Annotated in this window: 14 protein-coding genes; 5 read left to right on the top strand and 9 right to left on the bottom strand. The window is 63.0% G+C overall.

Annotated elements, in window-relative coordinates:
* A partial coding sequence (locus DQ397_RS24560; protein ID WP_306106461.1) for an RHS repeat-associated core domain-containing protein occupies positions 1–1966 on the top strand: 1966 nt, incomplete at its 5' end.
* A gap of 23 nt (positions 1967–1989) precedes the next feature.
* On the opposite strand, the gene DQ397_RS19120 is transcribed toward DQ397_RS24560, so the two are convergent.
* The 6 genes from DQ397_RS19120 to DQ397_RS19145 form a co-directional block, all read right to left on the bottom strand.
* Positions 1990–2583 carry a DUF4157 domain-containing protein gene (locus tag DQ397_RS19120; protein ID WP_043214746.1) on the bottom strand — a complete coding sequence of 198 codons (594 nt, stop codon included), beginning with the start codon at positions 2581–2583 and terminating at the stop codon, positions 1990–1992.
* On the bottom strand, positions 2580–2882 hold the full coding sequence (locus DQ397_RS19125) for a hypothetical protein (RefSeq protein WP_306106462.1): 303 nt from the start codon (positions 2880–2882) through the stop codon (positions 2580–2582). The genes DQ397_RS19120 and DQ397_RS19125 overlap by 4 nt, the downstream gene beginning before the upstream one ends.
* A 6-nt stretch (positions 2883–2888) precedes the next feature.
* Positions 2889–3434: a cupin domain-containing protein gene (locus DQ397_RS19130; RefSeq protein ID WP_043214747.1), complete on the bottom strand. Its 546-nt coding sequence runs from the start codon at positions 3432–3434 to the stop codon at positions 2889–2891.
* Positions 3435–3516: 82 nt separating this feature from the next.
* A complete protein-coding gene (locus DQ397_RS19135; RefSeq protein WP_043214750.1) occupies positions 3517–4722 on the bottom strand; it encodes an MFS transporter in 1206 nt (401 codons plus the stop codon).
* Between the two features lie 48 nt (positions 4723–4770).
* Positions 4771–5304, bottom strand: coding sequence for a cytochrome b (locus tag DQ397_RS19140; protein ID WP_043214752.1), 534 nt, complete (start codon positions 5302–5304; stop codon positions 4771–4773).
* Complete coding sequence (locus tag DQ397_RS19145; RefSeq protein WP_043214753.1) at positions 5301–6353, bottom strand: catalase family peroxidase; 1053 nt, start codon at positions 6351–6353, stop codon at positions 5301–5303. Before DQ397_RS19145 ends, DQ397_RS19140 begins: the two co-directional genes overlap by 4 nt.
* Before the next feature lie 124 nt (positions 6354–6477).
* Between DQ397_RS19145 and DQ397_RS19150 the strand changes: the two genes are divergently transcribed.
* The 3 genes from DQ397_RS19150 to DQ397_RS19160 all read left to right on the top strand — a co-directional run bounded on the left by DQ397_RS19150 (position 6478) and on the right by DQ397_RS19160 (position 12332).
* Positions 6478–6993 carry a sigma-70 family RNA polymerase sigma factor gene (locus DQ397_RS19150; protein ID WP_043214755.1) on the top strand — a complete coding sequence of 172 codons (516 nt, stop codon included), beginning with the start codon at positions 6478–6480 and terminating at the stop codon, positions 6991–6993.
* Positions 6990–7742: an anti-sigma factor gene (locus DQ397_RS19155; protein WP_043214757.1), complete on the top strand. Its 753-nt coding sequence runs from the start codon at positions 6990–6992 to the stop codon at positions 7740–7742. Before DQ397_RS19150 ends, DQ397_RS19155 begins: the two co-directional genes overlap by 4 nt.
* 93 nt (positions 7743–7835) lie before the next feature.
* Positions 7836–12332: an NEL-type E3 ubiquitin ligase domain-containing protein gene (locus tag DQ397_RS19160; protein ID WP_043214758.1), complete on the top strand. Its 4497-nt coding sequence runs from the start codon at positions 7836–7838 to the stop codon at positions 12330–12332.
* Here the strand turns inward: DQ397_RS19160 and DQ397_RS19165 are convergent.
* Genes DQ397_RS19165 through DQ397_RS19175 form a run of 3 tightly spaced genes read right to left on the bottom strand, consistent with a single transcriptional unit; the run spans position 12329 to position 14973 of the window.
* Positions 12329–12913, bottom strand: coding sequence for a TetR/AcrR family transcriptional regulator (locus tag DQ397_RS19165; protein ID WP_043214761.1), 585 nt, complete (start codon positions 12911–12913; stop codon positions 12329–12331). The two genes, DQ397_RS19160 and DQ397_RS19165, sit on opposite strands and share 4 nt — an antisense overlap.
* A gap of 15 nt (positions 12914–12928) precedes the next feature.
* On the bottom strand, positions 12929–13777 hold the full coding sequence (locus DQ397_RS19170; RefSeq protein ID WP_043214763.1) for a 3-hydroxybutyryl-CoA dehydrogenase: 849 nt from the start codon (positions 13775–13777) through the stop codon (positions 12929–12931).
* 11 nt (positions 13778–13788) lie between these two features.
* Positions 13789–14973, bottom strand: coding sequence for an acetyl-CoA C-acyltransferase family protein (locus DQ397_RS19175; RefSeq protein WP_043214765.1), 1185 nt, complete (start codon positions 14971–14973; stop codon positions 13789–13791).
* Positions 14974–15142: 169 nt separating this feature from the next.
* Between DQ397_RS19175 and DQ397_RS19180 the strand changes: the two genes are divergently transcribed.
* Positions 15143–16159, top strand: coding sequence for an AraC family transcriptional regulator (locus DQ397_RS19180; protein WP_043214767.1), 1017 nt, complete (start codon positions 15143–15145; stop codon positions 16157–16159).

Raw genomic sequence — 16159 nt, forward strand, 5'->3', positions numbered from 1 at the left:
TGGGGCGAAAGTGCTGCAGGATCTGCGCTACGCCTACGACCCGGTGGGCAATGTGGTGAGCGTGCGTAACGACGCCGAAGCCACGCGCTTCTGGCGCAACCAGAAGGTGGTCCCGGAAAACACCTACGCGTACGACAGCCTCTATCAACTGGTCAGCGCAACGGGGCGCGAGATGGCCGATGCGCGGCGACAAGGGCAGGGCCGCGCCCACCCCGCGCTGATCGCATTCGATGACGCCACCTATACCTCCTACACCCGCACCTACACCTACGACACGGCAGGCAATCTGAGCCAGATTCGCCACAGCGCGCCGGCCAGCGGCAACAGCTACACCACCGACATCACCGTGAGCGCGCGCAGCAACCGGGCGGTGCTGAGCACCCTGGCCAAGGACCCGACCGAAGTGGAGGCGCTGTTCCACGCCGGTGGTCAGCAGCGGCTGCTGTTGCCGGGTCAATCCTTGGCCTGGACGCCACGTGGGGAGCTCGACCAGGTCACACCGATCACGCGTGAGCGTGGCGCGGACGATCACGAACGCTACCGTTACGACAGCGCCAGCCAGCGGGTGCTGAAAAGCAGCACCCAGCAGGCTTCCGGCAGTACGCAGAAACACCAGGTCCTCTACCTGCCCGGGCTCGAGCTGCGGCGCACCGCCAGTGGCGACAAGGTCGCGGAAGACCTGCAGGTCATCACCGTGGGCGAGGCGGGCCGCGCGCAAGTGCGGGTGTTGCACTGGCTAGCCGGCAAGCCCACCGACATCACCAACGATCAGCTGCGCTACAGCTACGACGACCAGACGGGCAGCGGTGCGCTCGAAGTTGATGGCACGGGAGAACTAATCAGCCAGGAAGAGTATTACCCCTATGGTGGCACCGCCCTCTGGACAGCCCGCAATGCGATGGAGGCGCGCTACAAGACCGTGCGCTATTCGGGCAAGGAACGCGACGCGACAGGGCTGTACTACTACGGGTATCGCTACTACCAGCCGTGGGTGGGCCGCTGGCTCAGCGCCGATCCAGCGGGCACGGTGGATGGGTTGAACGTATATTGCATGGTCAGGGGCAATCCGACTTCATCGGTCGATGAGCAAGGCACCATGAAGAAGGCGTTTTCCTCGTTGTTGCCTCCAAACAAGAAAGCGCAGTTCAAGACAAGGATGGATGAAGCGCTCGCGACCATGAAAGAAGCGCCCGTTCCGAAAACGATCCACATGATATGGATCGGCACGAGACCTATATCCGAAAAGAACAAGGCGCTGTCGATAGAAACGGCGCAGCGCAACCCGGATTACACCACGCGCGTGCTTTACGACAGTGGTATCGCGGGGCATGAAGCGGCCCGTGACGATCTAAAGCGCCAATTTGAAGACAGTGGCGTTGAAGTGTCGAATGTGCGGGATCTTCCCTACTTTTCACAGATCTCTGCGCACCCGGCATTCAGGTTCTATGAAAAAGTCGTCAACGAGGGCAATTATGCGCAAGCCAGTGATCTGCTGCGTCTGTTGGTGTTGCTTCACGAAGGCGGGATCTACAAGGATATAGACGATACACAGCAGGAACCGTTCGGGGATTTGTCGCTGCCCGCAGGGCTTGGCTTCAAGCAGGAGTATGCTGCGTCGCAGGGTAAAGCGAGTGCGGTTCCCAATACACCCATCGCTGCAGCCGAAGGGCATGCAGTCATCAAGAAAACATTGGCCCTGGCGGTGGATAACTACGAGCGAGGGGAGACGGATGTCCTAAAACTCGCCGGACCAGATGTATTTACCCAGGCGCTTTATCAGGAGCTTCCGCTGGCCACTAATAACATTGGAACCCAGTGGGACAATATTAAACAGGGAATCTATAAGAATAGGAAGGAAGTGCTGACGTCGGAGCAGTTCCTACTACTTCGTGAACCGCGAGAAAAAATGCTCGCATTCGGCAAAAAAGTGTTCAATGGCGCGGATCATTCTTGGCAAAAAAAATGATCCGCTGAGACGGCCAGGGATGTTCAACGCGCCTGCCCCGAGCGTTTTTCCCGCAACGCCTTGGCAACCTCGGCCTCGATCTTGTAGGCCGGCCCTTCCAGGTCCTCGTAGTTGCGGGTGTACCGCCGGGCAAATTCCTCCACCCCCAGTTCCTGGTACTGCTGCACATGCTTGAGTTCATGAGCCCAGAGCGCCACGTTGTCCTCGGCGTCTTGGGCGTGGCGGAAGATGATCGTGTCGATCAGGGTCACCGCGTTCACGTCCGGGTTTTGCAGCAGGGCATTGGCCGCGCTGACCTGCTGCTCGTCTCCCACCCGATAACGCGCTGCATCGAGCACGGCAAAGTCATACCAGGGCTCGAGTTGGGCGCGGATGTGCAGGGGAATCGGCTCGGTGCCGTTGGCGGTGGCTTCGTCGCGAGCTTGGCGCAGAGCGAAGGCCAGGCTACCGGAGGCCATGAGTTCGACGTCCTTGAGTACCTGGCCGGCCTGGCCTGGGTCGATCGGTGCGCAGAAACAGCCCATCAGGCACACCTGGTACTGCCCAGGCGGGCAAGTGTTTTCGGCCAGGGCCGGCAAGGCGAGCGCCAGGCCGAGCAACAGGCTGATGCGCTTCATTCAGAGATTCCCGTGGCCAGGAGCTGCTCGATGCGGCCACGCTCCCAGATACTCAGCAGATCGGTGGGGTTGGTGCCATAGCGGTGCCAATCTTGCAGGCCGGCTTCATGGCCGTCGGGCGTGCGGCAATGGCTGCACTGGACCAGGCCATCGGCGTCCAGCAGCAAGCGCAGCTGCCAGCCGTCGATGTGTACATCGACCTGCCCCTCGGGTGTGCGGGCCAACACCTGCAGCCCATGGATACCCAGGGCGGCGTCACGCAGGCGTTGGCAGGCTTCTCGGCTGTTGGGCGGCAGCACGGCGGATCAGAAGTTGGCCGGGGTGTTGGCGCTGATGATCTCGGCCTCGTCCGGGCCGATGTTCTTGAAACTGTGCGGCAGGGTGGTGGGGATGTAGTAGCCATCGCCTGCATTGAGGACACTTACCTGGCCATCGACCCACAGCTCGATGGTGCCACGGGTGACCAGGCCACATTCTTCGCCTTCGGAGTGCACGATCGGTTCGCCCGAATCGGCGCCCGGTGCGTAGAGTTCGCGCAGCATGCGCATTTGCCGGCCGGGGACGCTGGCGCCGACCAACAGCATGCGCAGGCCATTGCGGCCCAGGTCGGGTTGCTCGCCGCCGCGGAACACATAGCGCTCTTCGCGCACCGGCTCATCGAAGCTGAAGAATTCCGCCAGGGACATGGGGATGCCTTCGAGCAGCTTTTTAAGGGAGCTGACCGACGGGCTGACGCGATTCTGCTCGATCTGCGAGATCGTCGAGTTGGTCAGGCCGCTACGGCGGGCCAGCTCCCGCTGGGAGAGGTTGTTGCGTTCACGCACCAGTTTGAGTCGTGTCCCCGTGTCCATAGCCGCCTTGTTAGATAGAGAGGTGTCAAAAATAATGGGCGACGCATTAAAGCACACTCTGGACAGCAACGCGCTGTGCTTGTCAGTGACGTTTATCGGCGGGTGTCGGCCATAGCCCGACCAGCAGCAACAGCACAGCGACCGCCGCGAAGGGCAGGGCTGGATCGACCGCATAGACCAGCGTGCCGGCCAGCGGACCGAGCACTGCGCCCATGCCCTGGGCCGCGCCGATGGAACCTGCGGTGGCGCCTTGTTCGGTGGCATGCATGGCGTTGGCCGCCAGTGCCGAAAACGCCGGGAAGACAAACCCCATGCCAGCGGCTGCCACGAAGAATGCCCCCCACAGCCAAGGCGCGGTGTTCGCCAGGGCGGCGCTGGCAAACCCCAATGCCGAGACTGTGGCGCCCACGCGGATCATCTTCAGCGGCGGCCACTCGAGCTTGCGCAGCAGTACCTGGGCCAGTATCAGCGCGACACCTACGCAGGTGAGGGCGATGCCCGCGGCCTGGGCAGCCTCGACCGCGGCCAGGTGCAGGCGGTCGAGGGCAAAGAAGCCCACGGTGATCTGCGAGACCGTCACGCTGAACATGGCGCTGAAGGCCACCAGCAACGGGCGACGCAGGCGCGGATCGCGCAGCCGCACCGGGCTAGGCGCATGGCCATGTGCCAAGGGTTGTGGTTTGAGTTTGAACAGCAGCACGAAGAAAGCGCTCGCCGGCAACAGCGACATGACATAGAACGGCATGCTCAGGCTGTGGCGAGCCAGCAAGGCGGCCAAGGCCGGCCCCAGGACCAGGCCGACGGCGTTGGCTGCGCCCAGCGAAGCCATGGCCCGGGCCCGGCGTTGGGGTTCGACATGGTCGGCGATCAGGGCGTTGGCCCCTACCGGTAGTGCTGCATAGAACGCACCGATCAGACCGCGAGTGAGCATCAGGCCGATGAAGGCCAGGGTCGCCCCAGGCATCCAGCGCAGTGCACCGTCGATGAACAGGCACAGCGACCAATACGAAAGCGTGAACCCCGCGCTGCCCAGCAACAGGATGCGTCTGCGGCCATAGCGGTCGGCGGCGCGCCCCCAAGGCCGGGCCAGCATTACCCAGACCACCCCTGCCACGGTCACCGCTGCACCTGCCTGCCAGGTAGCCATGCCCAGCTGGCGGGCGATCGGGCCGATCAGTGCCACGAACGCCATCATCGACAGGGTGCACGCGCCGCTGATCAGCAGCAGCGGGCGCAGATCCAAGGTCGCAGGGGGAATCAGGGCAGCAGGGTCCTTTGCAGCGGTCATGGGCAGTCCAGTCGGTTGGAGGTCAGGGGCCAAACTGGCCCGCAACGCTCATTCGCTGCGGCGCACTGGGCCAGGCCACATGCTACGCAATACGCCGTCCCGACGCACCCAAGCGTGCATCAACGCAGCGCCCAGGTGCACCAGGATGGTGGCGAATAACAGGTAGCCAGCCCAGCCGTGAGCCTGGCGCAACACCGCGTACAGCTGCAGGTCATGGGGGGCGATGGCCGGCAGTTGCAGTGGGCGCGGGTAGTCGCCGGCCGAGAGCATGGCCCAGCCAAGCAGCGGCATGGCTAGCATCAGGCCATACAGCAGCAGGTGGGAAGCACCGGCGGCCAGGCGCTGAACGGGCGGAATGTCCCTGGGCAGCGGTGGGTGAGGTAGGGTCAGGCGCAGGGCGATGCGCAGCACCACCAACACCAGCAAGGTCAGCCCCGTGGCCTTGTGCAACTCGACCAGCAGCGGATGGCGTGGCGACAGGTCGCCGACCATGCTCACGCCGATGAACAGCATCGCCAGGATCAGCACGGCCATCAGCCAATGCACCAGTCGGGCGAGGGGATGGAAGACGGTGACGGTCATGGGCGTGCTCCGGTAGCGAGAGACTCGCGGCTGCGGCGGTTGAAAGACTCCGAGTACGCGGCCGAACGAGCGGCCAGGATCGGGTCGGCGGAGGGCTCGATGCCCTTGGGCAGGATCAGCGGGTCGAAGTTGATGTCACGGCACGCGCCTTGTTCGGGCGCATCGACCTGTTCGACGACCAGGGTGCCGGCCTCGATGCTGCGCCGCTCGGCAGGCCAGGGGCGAGAGGCGTCATCCACTGGGTCGCCGGGTTCGGCAAGCACCAGGCGCAGCGTCCAGCGCAGCGGGCCTTGCGCCAGGCGTCGCTGCAGGTCGTGCTGCAGGAACTGCTTGTCATCGATTTGCGTCGGCAGCGCTACGAACGGGGTTTGCGGTTCCAGCTGCCAGCGCACCGGATGGCTGATGCCGCCGTGATCCTTGAGCAGGAAGGCATTGATGCTGTGGTATTGGGTGCTGGCGAAGCTGTCGCTGGGTTTGTAGGTGGCGGCCCATTGACGGAAGGCCGCGCTTTCGGGGTGGGCCGCGAAGAAGGCCTGCATCTTTGCAGGGTCGGGCTTGCCGGTGGCAGGGGTTGGCGCCATGGCCAGGACTTGCTCGTAGAACGCTTGCGGCGTGCCGATTGCCAGCACAGGCGGATTGTTCATGCCGGTCCGCCAGATCTGCCCGTCATCGGTGCTGAATTGCAGCGCCAGGCTGCGTACCGGAATGCTGGTGTCCGGGGCGAACGGGTTGGCGCCACCGATGGCGAAGCGGCCAACGACTGGCACGCGGGGCTGGCTGAACACCCGCGCACTGGACAACGGCTCGGCCAGTCCGCTGCTCTGGAAGTAGCCGCTCACGCACAGGCCTTTGGCGTGGTTCTTGCGATAGCCGGGGTAATGGCCGGCCTGGGCTTCGAAGGTGTCGATGATGCGTTGGGGCGTCAGCGCCGGGGCACCGATCCAGCCGGCGGCATAGGCAAAGCCGGCGCCCACGGCCAGCAGGGCCGCGCCGATGGCCGCCAGGCGCAAGGCCTTGGCCGGGCCGTGCAGAGAAGTGGTCATGGTCAGGTTCCACGCAGTGAATGAGCCGGTACGACGGGCCGGCCAGAGATTTATTCCCGCTATGGGAATAAATGTCGTGCCAGTGCGTCTGCCCCCTTAGACTGACCATCAAAGGGCACGGGACCTGACCATGCACGACCTGGATGAACAACAATGGCGCGAACTGCTCCAGCGGCTGCGCCGCTTCGCGTTGTGGCTGTGCCGTGAGTCTGGCAGCGCCGACGATCTGGTCCAGGCTACCATCGAGCGCGCCTTGCGCCGCAGCGGGCAGCAGCGTGACGCCGACAGCCTGCGCGCCTGGCTGTTCACCATCCTTTATCGCCTGTTTCTCGACGGCAAGCGCCGCGAGCGCCTGCATGCCCGCTGGCTGGCCTGGTTCGGCCGTGGCCAGGAAGAAGCGCTGGGCGGCGAAACCGAGCGCATCGTCATGGCCCATGCCGACCTTGCGGCCTTCGCCCGGCTGTCCACGGAACAGCGCGCCTTGCTGTTGCTGGTGAGCGTCGAAGGGTTGAGCTACAAAGAGGCCGCCCAAGCCCTGGGCATCCCCATCGGTACGGTCATGTCGCGCCTGTCACGCGCCCGAGCCGCCCTGCGCGACCTGACCGAGGGCGACCCGACGCCCCCAGCCTTGCGGAGACTGAAATGACCCCGTTGATCCCCACCGAACATGAGCTGCATGCCTACATCGATGACCGGCTCGACCCGGTGCGCAGAGCCCAGGTGCACGCCTGGCTGGCAGCCAATCCGCAGGAGGCGGCGCAGGTGGAGGCCTGGCGCAACGACGCCCGGCGCCTGCGCGCGGCCCTGGCCGGATTCGGGCAGGCCACCACCACGACCGACCTGGATCTTGGGCAGTTAAAGCGGCGCTTGCGTCAGCGTCGCCAGCGGCAGTGGGCATCGGCTGCGTTGCTGCTTCTGGCGCTGGGCGTGGGAGGTTTCGGAGGGTGGCAGGCCCGCGAGGCGACGCTGGTGGCCGATATCTTGCCGATGGCCGACGCCGTACAGGCCCATCGCCTGTTCGCAGGTGGAACCAAGCTGGATGTCCAGGCCGGCGACCCACAGCTCTTGCAGGCCTGGCTCGAGCGCCATTTCGACCGCGTCGGGCAGTTGCCGGACCTTGGCGCCTACGGGTTCCAGCCGGTGGGCGCCCGGCTGCTGAGCAACGAACAAGGCCCGGCGGCGCTGCTGGTGTTTCAGGACAACAAGGGTGAGCGGATCAGCTTGTTCCTGCGCTCGCCCAGCGAGCGCTTTGCACGTATGCCCAGCGGGCAACGGACTGAGGGGCAGCTCGAAGCGCGCTACTGGTCTCATGGCGCCTACAATTTTGCCCTGGTTGGCGCGGCCGATGATGCACGTGCCGATCGATTGCGGCAGGCGTTGGGCGTGAGCCTTTAGTCGCTGACACACCAGACGTAACTATGTAACGCGTGTACCTGGACCGTCCTCTCTAGCCTCACCGCTTCGTTTATCGGTGAGGGAATTCGCGGTATGGGAAACGTCAGTGACAACGCGCAATCGACGGCCATGGACATGATGGCCATTGCGCAGCAGTTCCAGGATCAACTGATTGCCAAGCGCCTGCCTGATTGGATGGGCAAGGTCCGGGTTTCTGATTTCACGCTCCTGCGGGAGGCGTTGGTCAATGGCCTGCAGAGTCGTCGGCAATTGGCCAAGTGCTGGAGCAAGATTGAAAGCCTCGACAGCTTCTGCATCACGCGCCTGAACACCGCGCTGCAAGAGAAATTCAACGCCGGTCTGGATGCAAAGCAGCACTTCCTGCGCCAGTGGTACACCTACACGAGCCCCGAGCACAGTTACTACACCAGCCATTACCCGACGCCGGCGAGCGACTACTTCGACGTGTCGTTGCTCAGCGCAGCAATGTCCAATTTCAGCAAGGCTCAGGCTGCCGAGGGCGGGCAGCATGCGCGTAACACGCTGGTCGATGGGCCGGGTGCCGCGCTCACGACACCCTCGGTGCCGGCATTCGCCACGTTCTGCCGTGACCTGGACTTGGGGGGACAGTACCAGAGCCATCTTGAAGCAGTGCTTGAGGCCAAGGAGCTCAAAGACATGCAGAGCTGCAAAGCCTTGCTCAAGGCGCAATACCGCTCAAACCTGCTGGTGGACGCCTTCAAGGCCCATGCCGAGGGTGTACTCAGGGACGCCGAACTCGAACTGATCATCGGCTTGTATACCGACGGCAAGCTCGGGCGGCTCGAAGGCGCACCGGTGGTCGCCAAGCAGCTCAAGGCATTCAACTGTCACCTTCAGCAGATCGTGGTGTTGGACGTGATCGACGAAGGCTTGCTGCTCAACAGCAGCAAGCGGGTGCTGGTGTATATCCCAGGGGACCGACTAGGTGCCTGGTGCGTCGCCAAGAACCTGGAAGGCTTCGCCAGGAAAATTCTGGGCAAGCGCCTGCGCAAGGACAATTACCGGCAGTTCTTCGAGCGTTTCGTCCTTCAGCGCGACCGCGCCGGATTCTTTGCCGCTGTTCAACAGCGGGTGGGCGATGTGGCGGACTGGGCCACGCGGGATTTGGACCAGCACATGAAGGTCTACCCGACGCCCTTGTTCGACCATTTGGCGACGATGCGCATCCAGCAAATCAAGGACGATGCAGCCGTGTTCGCCACACCTGTTGCGCGCATCGATGGCGATGTCGCATTGGCCAAGAGCGAGCGTCGGCATGCGCAAGGGATGGCCCTGTTGGCGCTCGCAGGGCTTTTCATCCCGGCGGTCGGCGCGGCGTTGTTGGCGGTGATGGCCTGGGAGCTGCTCAGCGAGGTATTCCAGTCGGTCAAGGACTGGCGGGAGGGGGACACCAATGCGGCTCTGGACCATTTGGTGAACGTAGGCAAGGACGTGGCCCTGCTGGGGGCCACGGCTGTCGGCGTGGCGGCGGCGCGAACGCTGTGGACGCGCAGTGTCCTGGTGGACGGGCTGGTACCTGCGATGCTTGAAGATGGCAGCGAAAAACTCTGGAACCAGGATCTGGCGCCTTACGTCAGCGAACCGCCACCTGCGCAGGCGATTGTCGATCAAAGCGGGATCTACCGCCTGGGCGAGCAATCGTGGATCGAAATGGAAGGGTATTACTACCCGGTGTACCAAACCGAAAGCGAAGATTGGTACCTGGTGCCTTACGAAAATCATGCCCCACTGCTCGAACACAATGGTGCTGGCGCCTGGCGGCTGTGGAGCGAACGGCCCGCGGAATGGCGAGGCAACGAGCGCATGTTTCGCAGGCTTGGCGTCGCGTATGCAAGCCTGAGCGATAAGCAGATTGGGCAAGTCTTGCTGGCCCACGGTCTCGAGGAAGACCACCTGCGGGCTGTGCATGTCTTTGCCAACGCTCCTGAAGCAGAGTTGACCGATACGGTGAACCGCTTCGTGCTGGCCAATCGCATCGTTGAGCTCAGGAATCGCTTGCAGCAAGGACGGCAGGTGATGGACAAGGCACTGCTTGAAGAAGCGTTGAAGCTGCCCGGGGCAGCAGGGCTTGAGGGCGAGGCTCTGGCCGAGGTGGTCTGGGAGCAGCGACGGTTCTTGTTGCAGAGCCTCTACGATGAGAGCAACGCAAGCGAAGATGTTTCGGTGCAGGCATTGCGCAGAGACTTCCCCAGCCTGCATCGGCTTGCTGCCGAGCAGCTCCTGAGCAAGGCGAGCGATGGAGATCGTGAATTGCTGGAACAGACCGGGCGGGTACCTTTGTCGATGGCGCAGGTTGCCCGGCAAAGGGCGATGCGTATCCGGGTGGCACGGGTATTCGAGGGGCTTTTCATCGACACGCCGCAGACGCTCGATATGGCCCGTGGCGTCATCAAGCTGATCGATAATTTGCCAGGTGCGCCGCAGGGCCGGCACTGGGTGCTGTTCGACGGGGACGGCCTGCTGGCGCCTCACTCTGCAAACGAGGCCGTCGAGACCATCCACCTCAGCCATCAGGAAGGCGTGTTCGTATTGCGTAATGAGCGCGGCGATGCGCTGGATCAACCTGGCGAGTTATTCGATGTGTTGGCGGACCTCTTCACTCAGGCGCAGCGGGACGCGATGAATATTGGCGAGCCGTTCGCCCAAGAGCTTCGCAAGGCGTTGGCGAGGGACATAGCCTCGCGCCGCCAGGAACTGGCCGAGCTGCTGGACCGAGAACAGCCCACGCCTTCCTTCCTGCTACCTTTTCGCCTGGACGATGGCCGGGTCGGCTACCCCTTGAGCGGAGGCCGGCGGCTCTTTGGTTTCGGCAGCCCCCTTTCGCTGAGAGCCAAGCTTCGCTACCTTTACCCCAGCTACAGCGATGAGGAAATCCAATACTGGCTGAGCGCTATGCTCGGGCGTGGCGAGAATTTGCACAGCGTGCTCGACAATTTGGAGAATCAGCATGAACTGTTAAGCAATACCTTGACGACTTGGCAGCGCGAGGGGCTTGTGCATTTTGAATACAGTTCGCGCTATCACATGCGCAAGGAGCTCATCCGTTGCTGGCGCCAATTGATACCCGAACAACCCAAACCGTTGGAAGATCAGTCGTATTTCAAGTTTTCCCTGGGTGGCTTGGATGTGAGCAAGTTGCCGGACCTGCCTGAGCCGATCCGTTTTCCGCATGTCACAGCGCTTGACTTGCGCTCGATGAATTTGAAAGGCCTGCCTGATGGGTTCCTTCGCGCCTTTGATAATCTGATCTCAGTCGAAATCACTCACTGCAAGCTCAGGCGGTTTCCACCGATGAGCGGACTGCGACAGCGCCTTAGAATTATTGATTTTTCCGACAACAAAATTCGTCTGGACGATGAGCAAGTCCAGCTGATCAATGAATGTGAAAATTTGGAATACCTAAACTTGTCACGTAACTCGCTGCAGCGGCAGTTTTCGGTCGAAGGTATGCCAAGATTGCTGACCTTGATACTACGTAATGCTGGTCTACACGATATGCCCCTTGGTGTAGCGTCCCATCAGACCCTGTACGAGTTGGACATGGCGGGCAACAATCTAAAAGCACTACCGGAAGGCTTGTTCGGATCCTCACTGTGGGAACGAGGCAGAGTGCGTTTTGACAGGCAAGCATTAGGCGTGTCGGACAACGAAGGAGGCGCTTGGTATCGACCGGATGATGGCAGGGTTCCGGTACGTTTGCTCTGGCTGGATCGTGTGGATGCCGAAGACCGGGAAGAAATGGCGCGGCTTTGGCATGTGCTGGTGAACCATTCCAATTCTGCGAATTTCATCGATCTGATGCGGCGGCTGGTGCAATCCGAGGAATTCGCTCATGACAACACTGCCCGCGCCCTGGCCTATCGCATCATGGACATGCTTGAGGTCATCGAAACGAACGAAACGCTAGGCGAGGAAATCTTGCCAATGTCGGAAATTCGCACCTGTGGTGACAATGCCCTCCTTCGTTTTACTGACCTGGAGACCCATGTGCTGGCATGGGAGGCAGAGCATGGTGAATATGAAGTCGACCCAGAGCCTGAGCTGTTGCGTCTAGGAGGCCAGCTCTGGCGGAAAAATGCCTTAGATGAATACTCCCGTGGGTATGCCATACGGATGCCTGGGCCTATGGACCAAGTGGAGGTGGTGCTCGCGTTCCGGGTGCGTTTGTTCAAAGACCTGGACCTGCCGGGCAAACCCAGCCAAATTCGCTTCGAGCACGCTGCCGGGAATATTGACGAGGGCGTCAAGGATGCTCGCAGGAGGATCTTGGACGCGCAGAGCGAAGATACGCTCGCACTGTGGATGGTCGGGCAGCGCTTCTGGACCAAGTATCTGGAGCGCGCCTATGGCTCTAAATTCAAGCTGCCGCGACACTTTCGTGACAAGGAGCGGGCCTTGGGCAACGACGAAGATAGTCTGCGAGCGCTTGAGGCGCTTCAAAAGGATGCAGACCAATGGCGGCTCGACCAACGCTTGGCGTTGACCAAGGCGGCAATGCGCCGTTTGACGTCGCATTGGCAGATCCCGACTCCAGGCCAGCCGGTCTAGCCCAGCGTACGTTCCAGCGCGCCGAGCAGCAGGCTCTGCATCAAGGCCAGGCCTTGGTCGCTGTCCAGCTCACGCCCGCGCAGCAGTCCGGGCAGTTGGTTGAGCAGTGTGGCCAGCACATGCCCGGTGGCCGCCAAGGCCTGGCCTTGCAGCCGGGCCTGTGGCGCGATCAGGTGCAGCAAGCCTTTCTCGTAGCGGGCCCGTGTACTGGCCAGGCGGGCTTGCTGGTCTTCGCTCAAACAGCAGAAATCCCGCTCGGCCAGACGAAACTGCAGGGGGCGCTCCTCGTGCAATTGCCAATGTGCGGCAATCAAACAAGGCAGCGCCGCCTGGCCGCGAGCGAGGGCGCGCCGGCCCTGGTCGAGTGTTGCCTGCAGCTCTTCATAGAGCTCCTCGATCAAGTCGAACAAAAGGTCCTGCTTGCTGGGGAAATGGTGATACAGCGAGCCTGCGGTCAAGCCCACATGGGCCGCCAGCTCGCGCATACTGACCTGGCCAAAGCCTTTTTCGGCAAAGAGCGCCATGGCCTTGTCGCGGCGCTCTTCGAAGCTCGCACAGCGTAGGGCGGCAGTGACTGGCATGGCGCTCGCTCCCGATCAGTAGGTGAAGAAACCGCGACCGCTCTTACGGCCCAGGTAGCCGGCGGCGACCATTTCCTTGAGCAGCGGGGCAGGGCGGTACTTGCTGTCGTTGAAGCCCTCGTGGAAGGCCTCCATGATCGCCAGCAAGGTGTCCAGGCCGATCAGGTCGGCCAGGGCCAGCGGGCCGATCGGCTGATTGCAGCCCAGGCGCATGCCGGTGTCGATGTCCTCGGCACTGGCCAGGCCCTCCTGGCGGACGAAGATCGCCTCGTTGATCATCGGCACCAGGATGCGGTTGACCACGAAGCCCGGGCGGTTGCCGGCGGTGATCGGCGTCTTGCCCAGTTTTTCGGTGACCACCAGTGCCTGGGCATAGGTACTGTCGCTGGTTTGCAGGCCGCGGATGATCTCCACCAGGGCCATCATCGGCACTGGGTTGAAGAAGTGCACGCCAATGAAGCGCTCAGGGTGCTCGATGCTGGCCGCCAGCGCAGTGACCGACAGCGACGAGGTGTTGGTGGCGATCAGGCAGTCGCTGGCGACGTTGGCCGCCACCTGCTTGAGGATGCGTTGCTTGAGCTCCAGGTTCTCGGTGGCCGCTTCGATCACCAGTTGCGCGCTGCCCAAGTCGGCATAGTCGGTGCTGGTGCGGATGCGCGTCTTGGCCGCCTCGGCCTTGTCGGCTTCCAGTGTGCCTTTGTTGACCTGACGCTCCAGGTTCTTGCCCAGGGTGGCCACGCCACGCTCCAGTGCCGCCTGCGAGACGTCGATCAGCAGGACTTGGTAACCGGCCACCGCGCACACCTGGGCAATACCGTTGCCCATGGTGCCGGCGCCGATCACGGCGATGTGTTGAATACTCACGTTCAGGCTCCTCAGACGCGCTCGAAGACAACGGCGATGCCTTGGCCGCCGCCGATGCACATGGTGGCCAGGGCATAGCGGCCCTGGGTGCGTTGCAGTTCATGAATGGCCTTGGTGGCGATGATCGCTCCGGTGGCACCGACTGGGTGGCCGAGGGAGATGCCCGAACCATTGGGGTTGACCTTCTCTGGATCGAAGTCCAGCGCGCGGGCCACGGCGCAGGCCTGGGCGGCGAAGGCTTCGTTGGACTCGATTACGTCCAGATCCTTGATGCTCAGGCCGGCTTTTTCCAGGACTTTGCGTGTGGCCGGGATCGGGCCCAGGCCCATCAGCTCCGGCTCGACGCCAGCGTGGGCGTAGGCCACCAGGCGTGCCAGAGGCTTCAGGCCCAGGCGGCGAACCGCATCGCCGGTGGCCAGGACCAGGCCGGCTGCACCGTCGTTGATGCCACTGGCGTTGCCGGCGGTGACGCTGCCGTCTTTCTTGAACACCGGCTTCATGCCTGCCAGTTGCTCGGCGGTCACTTCGCCACGCACGTGCTCGTCGGTGGCGAACTGCACGCTGCCTTTGCGGGTTTTCAGCTCGATCGGGACGATCTGGCTGTCGAAGCGACCTTCGGCGATGGCGCGGGCGGCGCGGCGCTGACTGGTCAGGGCCAGTTCATCCTGCATTTCGCGCGTGATGCCATGCTGGGCGGCGACGTTCTCGGCGGTGATGCCCATGTGGAAGTGCTCGAAGGGGTCTTGCAGCACGCCGACGGTGTAGTCGATGCCCTGCAGGTCACCCATGCGCGCGCCCCAACGGGCTTGCGGCAGCAGGTAGGGGCCACGGCTCATGGATTCGGCGCCAGCGGCCAGGGCCACATCGGTGTCACCCAGCAGCAGGGTCTGGGCGGCCGAGACGATGGCTTGCAGGCCAGAGCCGCACAGACGATTGACGTTGAAGGCTGGGGTTTCCTTGGGCACGCCCGCGTTCATCGAGGCGACGCGGCTCAGGTAGGCATCGCGCGGCTCGGTCGGGATCACGGTACCCATGACCACATGGCCGACATCGCTGGCGGCGACGCCCGAGCGCTCGATGGCGGCGCGGGTGATGGCGCTGGCCAGGTCTGCCAGTGGCAGGTCCTTGAGAGACCCACCGAAACCACCGATGGCCGAACGGACTGCACTGACGACGTAGATTTCTGCGTTGCTCATGGAAGGCTCCGATTGCGAAGGCATGGCGGGACCGGCACAGGCTCTGAGACAATGGCCGGCGTTCCCGGAATGGGTCGAGTCTAGGCAACCGCCCAGGCTTGGCCTATGCCGGATCTGTTCAGTAAACCTGGCATTTTTTGCCACCCAGCATAGACAGTGAAAACCAGCCATGCGCGATAGCGATTCGGTCGCGGTGTACTTTCTCAACGCCATGCTCCATGCCCTGCGCGAGCGCCCCGCCGAACGCGATGCCTACCTGCGCGGCGTGGGGATCGACCCGGCACTGCTCGAGCAGCCCCAGGCCAGGGTGCCGGCCAAGGCGTTCGCCCAGCTCTGGTTGCAAATGATCCATGTGCTGAACGATGAGTTCTTCCACCTCGACAGCCATGGCATGCCCTTGGGCAGCTTCGCCCTGATCTGCCGGGGGTTGATCCAGGAGCCCACCCTGGAAAAGGCCTTACGCCAATACCTGGGCAATTTCGCGCTGTTCCTGCGCGATGTGCGCGGTACATTTTCGGTGCGCGGCGGGCGGGTGGTGATCAGCGTGCAGTCGAGCATCACCGATCCGTTGACGCGGGTCTACGCCGAAGAAACCTACCTGGTGCTGGTGGTCGGATTGCTGTGCTGGCTGGCCGGACGGCGCATCGCGATCGACCGTACCGAACTGGCCGTGGCGCGCCCGGCCCAGGAGGACGACACCTTGTTGTGGGGCCCGGACCTGCGGCTGGGCAGTGGGCGTACGGAAGTGGAATTCGACAGCGCTTACCTGCGCTTGCCGGTGGTGCAGGATCTGGCCGCGCTGAAGACTTTCCTGCGCAGTGCGCCCCAGGGGTTGGTGATTCGTTTTCGCAATCAGAACGGCCTGGCAGCGGTGGTCTATCGCCATCTGCGTGCCCGGCGCTACGGCCAATGGCCGACCCTCCAGGCCATGGCCGAGCAGCAGGGCATCAGCGCCAGCACCTTTCGCCGGCAGCTGGAGCGCGAAGGGCGCTCCTACCAGCAGATCAAGGATGAAGTGCGCCGTGCCATGGCGTTCGAACGTTTGCGCGAAGGTGTGCTGAGCATCGCCGAAATCGCCGAGCAGACCGGCTTCCAGGAGCCCAGCGCCTTCCACCGCGCTTTCAAGAAATGGACCGGTTACAGTCCGGGCAGCTATCGGGCGCGATTGGCCGATCGCACCCGCTAG

It is taken from the genome of Pseudomonas sp. CK-NBRI-02 (genome assembly GCF_008124495.1).
GTDB classification, from domain to species: domain Bacteria; phylum Pseudomonadota; class Gammaproteobacteria; order Pseudomonadales; family Pseudomonadaceae; genus Aquipseudomonas; species Aquipseudomonas guariconensis.

What these genes read in the sequence shown, in the direction of transcription:
- DQ397_RS19120 (WP_043214746.1), bottom strand. Translation starts at nt 2,583, where the DNA reads ATGAAGCGCATCAGCCTGTTGCTCGGCCTGGCGCTCGCCTTGCCGGCC.
- DQ397_RS19130 (WP_043214747.1), bottom strand. Translation starts at nt 3,434, where the DNA reads ATGGACACGGGGACACGACTCAAACTGGTGCGTGAACGCAACAACCTC.
- DQ397_RS19135 (WP_043214750.1), bottom strand. Translation starts at nt 4,722, where the DNA reads ATGACCGCTGCAAAGGACCCTGCTGCCCTGATTCCCCCTGCGACCTTG.
- DQ397_RS19140 (WP_043214752.1), bottom strand. Translation starts at nt 5,304, where the DNA reads ATGACCGTCACCGTCTTCCATCCCCTCGCCCGACTGGTGCATTGGCTG.
- DQ397_RS19150 (WP_043214755.1), top strand. Translation starts at nt 6,478, where the DNA reads ATGCACGACCTGGATGAACAACAATGGCGCGAACTGCTCCAGCGGCTG.
- DQ397_RS19155 (WP_043214757.1), top strand. Translation starts at nt 6,990, where the DNA reads ATGACCCCGTTGATCCCCACCGAACATGAGCTGCATGCCTACATCGAT.
- DQ397_RS19160 (WP_043214758.1), top strand. Translation starts at nt 7,836, where the DNA reads ATGGGAAACGTCAGTGACAACGCGCAATCGACGGCCATGGACATGATG.
- DQ397_RS19165 (WP_043214761.1), bottom strand. Translation starts at nt 12,913, where the DNA reads ATGCCAGTCACTGCCGCCCTACGCTGTGCGAGCTTCGAAGAGCGCCGC.
- DQ397_RS19175 (WP_043214765.1), bottom strand. Translation starts at nt 14,973, where the DNA reads ATGAGCAACGCAGAAATCTACGTCGTCAGTGCAGTCCGTTCGGCCATC.
- DQ397_RS19180 (WP_043214767.1), top strand. Translation starts at nt 15,143, where the DNA reads ATGCGCGATAGCGATTCGGTCGCGGTGTACTTTCTCAACGCCATGCTC.